The organism is Nonomuraea rhizosphaerae (assembly GCF_019396405.1).
GTDB classification, from domain to species: domain Bacteria; phylum Actinomycetota; class Actinomycetes; order Streptosporangiales; family Streptosporangiaceae; genus Nonomuraea; species Nonomuraea rhizosphaerae.
Genome location: NZ_JAHKRL010000233.1, coordinates 1 through 9,019, shown reverse-complemented (window position 1 = coordinate 9,019; position 9,019 = coordinate 1). Strand labels below are relative to the sequence as shown.

Sequence of the window (9,019 nt, the reverse complement as noted above, 5' to 3'; positions counted from 1 at the left end):
CCTTCACGATACGCACCGCGCCCGCCCGGAACTCCGGATCAAAGCGCCGCCGCGTGACTGCTGCCACGACCAAACCTCTCCCGGTTCGGTCTCCACGCTACGAGGGGAAGGGCACGGCGGAACAGCGCCAGGGCATTGCGGGTGCGAGCGGTCATGATGTCTTCGCCAATGGCCTCGTCGGCACCGCGGGTGGCTACGTGCGGACTGTCAGGATCGCCGAGCAGGATACGAACCTGAAGGCCGGCCCGAGCCTTGGCGCGGAGGATACGGAGAACCCCGGTGTCCTCGGCGAGGAACAACCCGCTGTAGACCAGGATGCCGATCTCATGAGCGGCGGAGCCGAAGAGGCGTTGCCACGCCGTACGAGGGACCGCCCAACGGTGCGGATAGAGAGCCTTGAGTTCCGTGGAGGCTGTCCTGTGGGGACGAGTCGCGGCGTCCGGCCAGAGGTCGGCTTCGTCGACGTCCAGTAGATCGGCCAGTGCCCAGCGGTGGCGAGGGTAGGGCGTGCGGCCTCGGAGCCAGCGATCCACGGTCTTGGGGTCGACGTCGAGCCGGGCTGCAATGTCGACGGCGGTGAGGCCGACGTGGGCGATGGCATGGCGGAGGTTGTCGTTCATGGCATGGGCCTCCAGGGGGTTCCTGCCGTGACGCGACGCTAGCATAAGACGTCCCTAGACGTCCCTTGCTGAGGTAGAGACGTTCCTGGTCGCGGCTGGAGCCTGGTGACACACGACCTGCCGCGACATGAGGAAGTCGCTGAGCCGGTCAGTCAGAGGCTCAGATGGAGGTGCAGCCGATGAACGCCGTTGTCGCCGTGGATCCCGGCTTCCCGTCGATTGACACGAAGACGGCCAACGTGGGGCGGATATACAACGGCCTCCTCGGTGGTGAGGGCTTGAAGGACACCTTCGAGGCTGATCGGTTGGTGGTCGAGCAGGTTCTTGCGGCCAATCCGCAGGCGGGGATCTATGCGCGGGCCAATCGGACGTTCGTTGGGCGTATGGTGCGCTATCTGGCCGTTGAACAGGGGGTACGTCAGTTCCTGGACATCGGGACGGGTTATCCCAACCTCGGCAACGTGCACGAAGTGGCCCAGCGCTACCAGTCGGAGGCGCGGGTTGTGTACGTCGACAATGACCCCGTGGTGGCGCAGCACGGTCGGGCACTGCTGGCCACCGACGAGTGTACGAAGATGCTGGACGGAGATCTTCGCGAGCCGGGGATAATTCTGCACGGGGCGGCCAAGTGGCTGGACTTCTCTCAGCCAACGGCGGTGCTCCTGGTCGCAGTGATGCATTTCGTCAAGCCGCGGTTCCGGCCCTGGGAGATCGTCCGGACGCTGATGAGTCCGATGGCCAGCGGCTCGTTCCTGGTGTTGACGCATGTGGTGCGAGCGCCGGTGACGGTGGCGGGGGCTGCGCCGTACGTCGCGGCTTCGGAGCCGGTGGTGTTGCGGCACAAGCGCACCGTTCGGAGCTTCTTCTCCATCAACGGACTGTCGCTGGTGGAACCGGGGCTTGTGCCGGTGCCGTCGTGGCGCCCTGATCCCGAGATGGATATCTGGGACGAAGTGCATCCGCGTGACATGGCGTTCGTCGCTGGGGTGGCGAGGAAGTCATGATCACATCGACAAGGGTGGCGGATCCGGCGGCCGAGACGGCTTACGAGTTGTGCCGTGATCTCGAACGCGTAGGCATCTCGGCGACTGTCACGAGCTGCAACGGGATTGCGCTGACGTTGATCCGGGATGTCGGGCTGAACGTCTGGTGCCAGTGGGGTGAGCCCTATGGCTGGTACTACCGCTGGGCGACAGGGCGGGTCACGGCGGCGGGGTACTGGGAGTTCGCGATGTGCTCCTGCCTGGCTCATGACACGGCGCTGCGTCGGATCCTGGCGCGCTACGAGGAACTGCGCACCATGCTGGGCACACCGGGCCGCGATGTCGTCTGCGGTGGCCAGCAGTGATGGACTGCCCGAACTCCGTACTGCGCCACCCCATGCTTCGGGCGCGGGGTTCGGGTGCAGGGGTCCGTACCGGCTTCGGCTCCTCGTCGGTCGGTACGGGCTCCTGCGAACGATTTCAGGCTCCCGGCAGCCCACCCCTTGATGCATGCCGGGCGCGGTCCACCCGCGCGGGGATGGACCGCACGCCGGGACTCACCAACCCAACACGTGAGTCCCGGCTGATCTCCTGGCCCATGGTGACCGGCCAGGGGCGGCGCGGCGGCGCGGGCAGCACTCGGCCGCCGCGCCGTGGAGGGACGAGATGACCATGTGGGAGCCACTCGACGAGTCCAGAGGCCAAGTCCGCGTGTCGGAAACCTCCTGCTGTGGCGCGTACGAGTTCGTTTGCCAGGGCGGAGAGTTCCTCGTCGTGCGCCACAACGAGGACGGCGAGTACGAGGAGACCGGTAGAGGACGCCATGTGAAAGCTTTTCCGGTGTGGTGCGCCCTGGTCGCTGAGCACATGGAAGGCGAGCACAACCACCCGTGTGCGCGATTACCCCTCGGGCGGCATGGCGACGGCACGTCACCTCGCCTGGTGCCGGTGCTGGTGGCGCACCTGCGCCGTACCCCATATCTCACGGACGGCGCGGCAGCGCGAGCGCCTCAGGTCGGCCCCCTGACCACACGGCGAACAGTCCTCGCGCTGCCGCGTCTCCAGGCCGTTGGCAATCACAGGTGGGCAAGAGGGCTGTGAGCAAGTGGTTGACGGGGTGGCGGATCTATCCACAGATCGCCGAACGACTCCGTGACAGCATCCAGAACGGCGTCTATCCGGCAGGGACGTACCTGCCGTCTGAGTCGGCGCTGTGCGAGGAGTTCCACGTTGCGCGCAACACCCTGCGTCGCGCGCTGGAGATCTTGGAGCAGGAGAAGTTGATCGCCGCTGTCCCGGCCAAGGGCCGGATTGTCCTCGGCGATCACCGTAAAGCCTTGGATCAAGAGCACCTGTACCAGTCCATTGCGGCCGAGCTGCGCGAGCGCATAGCGCTCGGGAACCTGCCGGCGGGCAAGGTGCCCAGCGAGAGCACCCTCACCCAGCAGTACGCGACCTCGCGCAACACCGTCCGACAGGCATTGACGGAACTGGAGGCCGAAGGGCTCATCGTCGCCAGACACGGCAAGGGTTGGTTCGTACGGACACACGTGAGCCAGGACGAAGGGGGACGTCTGGACTCCGGATAGAGGCAGCGCCATGGCTCCCGCATATCGTGAACAGCATGGAACAAGTGGGATGGGCGCGGGACCTGGCCAAAAAGCTCCTGGAACGGCCGCTGCCCCGGCGCTGGGCGCACTCGTGCGGTGTGGGCGTACGAGGCGAGTCGCTCGCTCCCATTCTCGGCCGTGATGCTGATCTTCTGGCGGCTGCCGCGTGGCTGCACGATATCGGCTATTCGCCGGAGCTGGTCGACACCGGGTTCCATCCCCTCGACGGCGCACGATACCTCCGTGACGTCCACGGCGCCGATGAGCGGTTGTGCCGACTGGTGGCGCACCACTCGTACGCGGTCTTCGAGGCCGAGCAACGCGGACTCCTGGACGTACTTGAGGCCGAGTTCCCCAGGGAGCGGCCCGAACTGCTGCAAGCGCTGACCTACGCCGACATGACCACCAGCCCGGACGGCAACCCGCTGACCGTGAGCGCCCGTCTGGAGGAGATCCCCACCCGCTACAGTCCCGAACACCTGGTCAGCCGATCCATCGCCAACGCCACCCCTTCCATCATCGCGGCTGTTGAGACGGTGGAGGGCAAACTAGCCTCAGCCGATGTACGGCTTGGCCGGCCCGGCAAGGTAGTGGCCGATTCGCAGTCTCATTGACCGGTCCATCGCGTACTGCTCGACCTGATCGCGCGGCACCCAACGAACCTCTCGGGACTCATCGGACGGCGTCGGCTCGCCACTGACCGCCCGCCCGGTGAGCACGATGGAGAACTCCTGGCGGGCCTCGCCGTCGCTCGTATAAAGAATCACGTGCCGCGGATCGGTGTAGGTCCCCACCAGGCCGGTGATCTCACAAACGATCCCAGTCTCTTCGAGCGTCTCCCGTACCGCGGCCTGCGGCAGCGACTCGCCCAGGTCGATCGCACCGCCCGGAACGGCCCAGTTGTCGTTATCAGTACGACGGATCATGAGAATCTCGCCCGCCTCGTTGGTCACCACGACATTCACGGACGGAACCAGGCTGTTGGGCGCCGGCGCGTCGGGGGAGTCGTAGTAGTCGATCCTGCGGGCCATGATCAGGACTCTACCGGCGCCGCAGATTCCCAAACGCTCTCGAAACTCTCCAGGTAGGTCGCCACCATGTCACCGCCGGGCACCTGGCGAAGATGCAACACAGGGGCGTTGCTGGCGGGCTGGCCGTACACGTGCGTGTTGATCAAAAGCTGATCGTCACCACGGTAGATCGAGTTGTACAGCACCGTGCCATGAAGGCGAATCTCGACATTCTCCAGCTTCATCAGCGGCCGGAACAGAACCAGCGAGTTCATGATCCGGGCGCCCATGCCGTCGCCAATCCCCTCATCGGCTCCCCGCTGCGCCACCTCTGCCGACTTCGGGTCACCGAACAGGATGCGGACCCGCACACCCGCCTTCGCCTTGCTGGCGAACGTCCGCACGATGCCGGTGTCCTCGGCCAGGAACAGCCCGCTGTACACCAGCACGCCGATTTCCTGGTTGGCTGACGAGAACAGATGTCCCCATGCGTCCCTCGGCACGGCCCAGCGGTGAGGGTAGAGGGTGACCAGCTCGCTTTCGGAGACTGCGGCCACCTGATCCCGCACTTCAGGCCACAGGTACGCCTCTTCCATCCCCAGGAAGCCGGCCACGATGAACCGGTGCCGGCGATACGGGACACGTCCCTGAGTGACCCACCGTTCCACCGTCTTGGGGTCGACCTCCACGGCGGCGGCCACGTCGGCGAGGCTGGCGCCACGCTCCAGCATCGCGGCGCGAAGTCGCTCGTTGGCCATCTCACCTGCCCATCAGGACGTCCGGGGACGCGAAAACCCTAGCCGGGACGTCTTGAACAGGTCCAGTCATGTAGTGATCTCGTCCTACCTCTCCGGCGCATTCTCGGTATCGCGCCACCAAAAGCCCGGTCCCGACGAGAGGAGAGCGACATGACCAACGAGATTCCCCCGCTGGACGAGAGCCCGTCGTGCGAGTGCGGCGCACGGCTCAGCGAAGGACAGAAGCTCTGCCGCAAGTGCCACGCCTGGCGGCGCTGGCTTCGGCGTCAGGCTCTGCGTCGGCGGGCCAACAAGCGGCGCGGCCAGAACCGGCGCCCCGCCAACCGCCCGAACCACACCGCAGAGGCGGGGGTGAGCTGGGCATGATCCCCCTGATCATCGCCGCCGCCCTCGGCGCGGTTCTGCTGATCGGCTACACGCTCGTTCTGCTCGGCGTACGCCAGGAGGAACGCAACCTCCACCTGCCCCCGACCCCTCCCAGCCTGATCGCAGCCTTCGCCCGGCGCGTGCTCGGCTGCCGCGTGTACCACCAGGCTACGAACGACGCTTGGACAACTCCGCCTCGACCTGAGCCAAGCGTTCCGACAGGTCGCGCAACGTTGCCCGGATCTCGGTGAGCTGCTCACCCACATCCCCACCCGGAACGGGATCGCCCTCGCCGGCCTCGCGGACGAACACACCCTTGCCCTGCTGGCCGATCAACAGCCCCTCGTTCCGCAAGATCCCCACGGCCATCTTCACCACGCTCAACGAGGCGACGTACTGCTCGGCCAATCGGGCGGTCGACGGCAACGGATCACCAGGCGCCAGAGCACCCCCGCGGATCTGCTCCCGCAGATCGTCCGCGATCTGCAAGTACCCCGGCTGCCCCGTCTTCTTGACCATCAGCTCTCTTCCATCGCCTGTCTCGCCCTAGTTCAGCACAGACGGGCAACCAAGCCAACCACGAGCACATTGACATCCTAGCCAACTAGGTTAACTATGTTGGCAATGATACCGAGGAGGTACGCCACATGCGCAACATCCCCATCCCCGTCGACACCGCCAAGCTCCAGTTCACCTGCGTCAAGGCCGCCCGCCCCCGGCTGGTCAACAAAGACACCGGAGAGATCAAGACGGACAAGAACGGCCAGACCGTGTACGAGATCACGATGACCGTCGAGGACGAGTCCGGCCGGATCGAACTGGTGAAGATCGCCACCTCCGGTGAACCGGCGATCGTCGCCGGCCAGGAGGTCACCCCGGTCGACCTGGTCGGCTACGTCTGGGAGATCTCCCAGGGCGGCTCAACCCGCTGGGGCATCAGCTACCGGGCCGCCTCCATCGTCCCGGCCATGGCGGGCCTGTGAGGCACGCCGTGACGGACTTCCCCTGGCCGATGCTCGGATGCCTGGCCGCTACGGCGGTCGGGCTCTGGGCCTGGCGCCGCTACCATCACCGCTCCTTCTGGCTGCTGATCGGCTTCCCCCTCGCCGCGATCACCATCCGCGCCACCTGGCGCAAGGTCGCCCTCGGCTGCGGTCTGACCAAGAAGCGGCAGCGCTGGTGGTTCACCCTCGTCCCCGGCGCGGTCGCCTCCACCGGACTCGTCAAGGTCAAGCGCCGCTTCCAACGGGTCGCGGTCGACACCAAACCGTTCATGTGGCTTCCCCGGCCCACCCGGTACGGCTGGCGCGTCACGCTCTGGCTCCTGGAAGGCCAGATCCCCGCCGACTACACCGACGCCGCCGAACGCCTCGCCCACTCCTGGGGCGTACACGCCGTACGCGTCTCCTCGGCCAAGCCCGGACGGGTCACCCTCGCCGCGACCATCCGTGATCCCCTCGCCCGCGTCGACCACCTCCCACCCTCGTCCGAACTACTCAAGGTCACCGTGGGCCGACTGGAGACCGGCGGACCGTGGGTGATCGATCTCAAGACCGTCCCCCACCACCTCAACGCCGGAGCCACCCAATCGGGCAAGTCCAACCTCGCCAACGCCCTGATCGTCGGCCTGGCTCCCCAACCGGTCGCCCTGGTCGGCTTTGACCTCAAGGGCGGCGTCGAGTTCACGCCGTACGAACGTCGCCTCTCCGCCCTGGCCACCACCCGCGCCGAATGCGTGACCCTGCTGGAAGACCTGATCACACTGATGATCGACCGGATGGACCTGTGCCGAAGCGCCGGAGCACGCAACATCTGGCAGCTTCCCGCAGCCCTGCGCCCCGTCCCGATCGTCGTCCTGGTCGACGAACTGGCCGAGCTGTACCTGATGGCCGACAAGTCCGAGAAAGACGAGATCGCCAAGACCGCAACAGCCCTGCTGCGCGTCGCCCAGCTCGGCCGCGCCTTCGGCATCTACCTGTTCTGCTCCGGCCAACGAATCGGCTCCGACCTCGGCCCCGGCGTCACCGCACTACGCGCCCAGTGCTCAGGCCGCATCTGCCACCGCGTCAACGACCCCGAAACAGCCACCATGACCCTAGGCGACCTCGACCCCGCCGCGCTGGTATCCGCCCGCGCCATCCCCGCCGAAGCGCCCGGCGTCGCCATCGTCGCCTCCCAAGACGGCCAGTGGTACCGCGCCCGCTCGTTCTACGTCAGCGAGCAGACAGCCGAACAAGCCGCCAACGACCACGCCCACCTCACCCCCGACTGGGCCGAACTCATCGCCGACGCCCGAACCGGCGAACGAGCCCCTCTATGACCCGCACGGAGACCCCGCATGCGCCGTCTCACCCGCTGGCTCATCGACTCCGGCCCCATGATCGTCCTGGCCCTGATAGCCGGAGCCGGATCGTTCACCCACATCCACGACACCGCCACCCAACATGGGCAAACCGGCTGGATGGCCTGGGCCGTCGCCGTCTGCGTCGACCTGACCTGTGTCATGGCCGCCCGCGAACGCCAACGCGACAAGAAGACCGGACGCCAACGCCGCGGCCCCGTCTCCTGGCCCACCCTCGTCCTGACCGGCGGAATCGCCCTCAGCCTGGCCGCCAACCTCAACCAAGCCGAACCAACCCCCTGGGGCTGGCTCACCGCAGCAACCCCAGCAGCGGCCTTCCTCGTCGCCGTCTCCATGCTCGAACGCCGCGCATCCGATCCCCGCCCCGTCCCCGAGCCGTCCTCAACTCCCGTCCTCGTCCCCATAAACCAGGACGACCAGGACGGCCAGGACGAGACCCCAGGACCGTCCCCGGCCCTGCTCGACTACGCCCGCCGCATCGCCGACGAACACCTCACCCGACACGGCAAACCGATCACCCGCGACACCCTCCGCGCCCGGCTCGGCGTATCCAACCAACTCGCCTCCGACCTCCTCCACCACCTCCGCACCACCACCCCAGAACCCGCCTGACGAAAGGAGACCATCCATGACCAGCAACCACCGCCCCGCCCTGATCACCGGACTCCGCGACCTCGCCGACTTCCTGGAGACCAACCCTGACATCCCCGTCCGTCACCCCTGGGTCGCCCTCTACCACTTCCCGGACGGCGCCACCGACCAGGACAGGCGCGACCAGATCGACAAGATCGCCGCTTATCTCGGCTCCGAGATCGACCCCACCGACCTGCCCGACCACTACCAGACCCGCATCAGCTTCGGTCCCGTCACCTACAAGGCCATCGCCATCAGCACCGACGCACGAGCCCGGCACAACGCCCTCAGCACCTACACCGGATGCGTCGAACCGGACTCCGCCGATGCCGCCTAACACCGACGAGCCGATCAGCAGTTGGCTGTGCTGCACCTGCAACGGAACCGGAGTCGTCAGCGACGGCAGTACCTGCGCCGACTGCGACGGCATCGGACTCGACATTCACGGGGCCTAGCCCCGGCGCCCCCGGCCTGGCCGTACAACCGCCAAGTCGCCCGCCAGGTCGGGGGCCATCCCTCCACCCAACGAGTGAAAGGAGACCCCCATCTTGCCCCCAACCACACCCAACGCGCACACCATCAAGCAACTGATCACCCGACTCCACCGCCCCGACTTCGACCGCTGGGCCTCCCAGATCCGCCGCACCGGCGGCTGCCGCCAACCCATCCACATGCGC

General features: G+C 66.8%; 13 protein-coding genes. 9 read left to right on the top strand and 4 right to left on the bottom strand.

The genetic code is table 11. The features are described 5' to 3' along the window. Positions 1–38 precede the first annotated feature (38 nt). On the bottom strand, positions 39–620 hold the full coding sequence (locus KME77_RS11690) for a helix-turn-helix domain-containing protein (protein WP_219465681.1): 582 nt from the start codon (positions 618–620) through the stop codon (positions 39–41). 179 nt (positions 621–799) lie between these two features. Here KME77_RS11690 and KME77_RS11685 point away from each other — a divergent pair, with 179 nt between their 5' ends. The 4 genes from KME77_RS11685 (at position 800) to KME77_RS11670 (ending at position 3,827) form a co-directional block, all read left to right on the top strand. Beyond that, complete coding sequence (locus tag KME77_RS11685; protein WP_219465680.1) at positions 800–1,624, top strand: SAM-dependent methyltransferase; 825 nt, start codon at positions 800–802, stop codon at positions 1,622–1,624. Next, positions 1,621–1,968 carry a hypothetical protein gene (locus tag KME77_RS11680; protein ID WP_219465679.1) on the top strand — a complete coding sequence of 116 codons (348 nt, stop codon included), beginning with the start codon at positions 1,621–1,623 and terminating at the stop codon, positions 1,966–1,968. Before KME77_RS11685 ends, KME77_RS11680 begins: the two co-directional genes overlap by 4 nt. 732 nt (positions 1,969–2,700) lie before the next feature. Further along, positions 2,701–3,192 carry a GntR family transcriptional regulator gene (locus tag KME77_RS11675; RefSeq protein WP_308250667.1) on the top strand — a complete coding sequence of 164 codons (492 nt, stop codon included), beginning with the start codon at positions 2,701–2,703 and terminating at the stop codon, positions 3,190–3,192. A 35-nt stretch (positions 3,193–3,227) separates the two neighbouring features. Continuing rightward, the gene (locus KME77_RS11670; RefSeq protein WP_219465677.1) at positions 3,228–3,827 is read left to right on the top strand and encodes an HD domain-containing protein; all 600 of its coding nucleotides are present in this window, start codon (positions 3,228–3,230) and stop codon (positions 3,825–3,827) included. Here KME77_RS11670 and KME77_RS11665 read toward each other — a convergent pair. Both KME77_RS11665 and KME77_RS11660 read right to left on the bottom strand, forming a co-directional pair. Beyond that, positions 3,768–4,244 carry an NUDIX hydrolase gene (locus tag KME77_RS11665; protein WP_219465676.1) on the bottom strand — a complete coding sequence of 159 codons (477 nt, stop codon included), beginning with the start codon at positions 4,242–4,244 and terminating at the stop codon, positions 3,768–3,770. The two genes, KME77_RS11670 and KME77_RS11665, sit on opposite strands and share 60 nt — an antisense overlap. Before the next feature lie 2 nt (positions 4,245–4,246). After that, complete coding sequence (locus KME77_RS11660; protein WP_219465675.1) at positions 4,247–4,981, bottom strand: helix-turn-helix domain-containing protein; 735 nt, start codon at positions 4,979–4,981, stop codon at positions 4,247–4,249. Between the two features lie 150 nt (positions 4,982–5,131). Between KME77_RS11660 and KME77_RS11655 the strand changes: the two genes are divergently transcribed. Then, positions 5,132–5,347 carry a hypothetical protein gene (locus tag KME77_RS11655; protein WP_219465674.1) on the top strand — a complete coding sequence of 72 codons (216 nt, stop codon included), beginning with the start codon at positions 5,132–5,134 and terminating at the stop codon, positions 5,345–5,347. A gap of 168 nt (positions 5,348–5,515) precedes the next feature. Here the strand turns inward: KME77_RS11655 and KME77_RS11650 are convergent, their stop codons facing one another. Then, positions 5,516–5,866 (bottom strand): GntR family transcriptional regulator, encoded by a 351-nt coding sequence (locus KME77_RS11650; RefSeq protein WP_219465672.1) that lies wholly within the window; start codon positions 5,864–5,866, stop codon positions 5,516–5,518. A gap of 128 nt (positions 5,867–5,994) precedes the next feature. On the opposite strand from KME77_RS11650, the gene KME77_RS11645 reads away from it, so the two are divergent. From KME77_RS11645 to KME77_RS11630, 4 genes are read left to right on the top strand one after another with little or no spacing between them, the layout of a single operon-like run. After that, the gene (locus KME77_RS11645; protein ID WP_219465670.1) at positions 5,995–6,330 is read left to right on the top strand and encodes an SCO3933 family regulatory protein; all 336 of its coding nucleotides are present in this window, start codon (positions 5,995–5,997) and stop codon (positions 6,328–6,330) included. A 29-nt stretch (positions 6,331–6,359) separates the two neighbouring features. Beyond that, entirely contained in the window at positions 6,360–7,667 is a 1,308-nt protein-coding gene (locus tag KME77_RS11640) for an FtsK/SpoIIIE domain-containing protein (protein ID WP_219465682.1), read from the top strand. A gap of 18 nt (positions 7,668–7,685) precedes the next feature. Continuing rightward, positions 7,686–8,321 carry a DUF2637 domain-containing protein gene (locus KME77_RS11635; protein ID WP_219465668.1) on the top strand — a complete coding sequence of 212 codons (636 nt, stop codon included), beginning with the start codon at positions 7,686–7,688 and terminating at the stop codon, positions 8,319–8,321. Positions 8,322–8,337: 16 nt separating this feature from the next. Further along, positions 8,338–8,679 (top strand): hypothetical protein, encoded by a 342-nt coding sequence (locus tag KME77_RS11630; protein ID WP_219465664.1) that lies wholly within the window; start codon positions 8,338–8,340, stop codon positions 8,677–8,679. Positions 8,680–9,019 lie beyond the last annotated feature (340 nt).

What these genes read in the sequence shown, in the direction of transcription:
- KME77_RS11645 (WP_219465670.1), top strand. Translation starts at nt 5,995, where the DNA reads ATGCGCAACATCCCCATCCCCGTCGACACCGCCAAGCTCCAGTTCACC.
- KME77_RS11660 (WP_219465675.1), bottom strand. Translation starts at nt 4,981, where the DNA reads ATGGCCAACGAGCGACTTCGCGCCGCGATGCTGGAGCGTGGCGCCAGC.
- KME77_RS11630 (WP_219465664.1), top strand. Translation starts at nt 8,338, where the DNA reads ATGACCAGCAACCACCGCCCCGCCCTGATCACCGGACTCCGCGACCTC.
- KME77_RS11650 (WP_219465672.1), bottom strand. Translation starts at nt 5,866, where the DNA reads ATGGTCAAGAAGACGGGGCAGCCGGGGTACTTGCAGATCGCGGACGAT.
- KME77_RS11690 (WP_219465681.1), bottom strand. Translation starts at nt 620, where the DNA reads ATGAACGACAACCTCCGCCATGCCATCGCCCACGTCGGCCTCACCGCC.
- KME77_RS11635 (WP_219465668.1), top strand. Translation starts at nt 7,686, where the DNA reads ATGCGCCGTCTCACCCGCTGGCTCATCGACTCCGGCCCCATGATCGTC.
- KME77_RS11640 (WP_219465682.1), top strand. Translation starts at nt 6,360, where the DNA reads ATGCTCGGATGCCTGGCCGCTACGGCGGTCGGGCTCTGGGCCTGGCGC.
- KME77_RS11680 (WP_219465679.1), top strand. Translation starts at nt 1,621, where the DNA reads ATGATCACATCGACAAGGGTGGCGGATCCGGCGGCCGAGACGGCTTAC.
- KME77_RS11685 (WP_219465680.1), top strand. Translation starts at nt 800, where the DNA reads ATGAACGCCGTTGTCGCCGTGGATCCCGGCTTCCCGTCGATTGACACG.
- KME77_RS11655 (WP_219465674.1), top strand. Translation starts at nt 5,132, where the DNA reads ATGACCAACGAGATTCCCCCGCTGGACGAGAGCCCGTCGTGCGAGTGC.
- KME77_RS11670 (WP_219465677.1), top strand. Translation starts at nt 3,228, where the DNA reads ATGGAACAAGTGGGATGGGCGCGGGACCTGGCCAAAAAGCTCCTGGAA.
- KME77_RS11665 (WP_219465676.1), bottom strand. Translation starts at nt 4,244, where the DNA reads ATGGCCCGCAGGATCGACTACTACGACTCCCCCGACGCGCCGGCGCCC.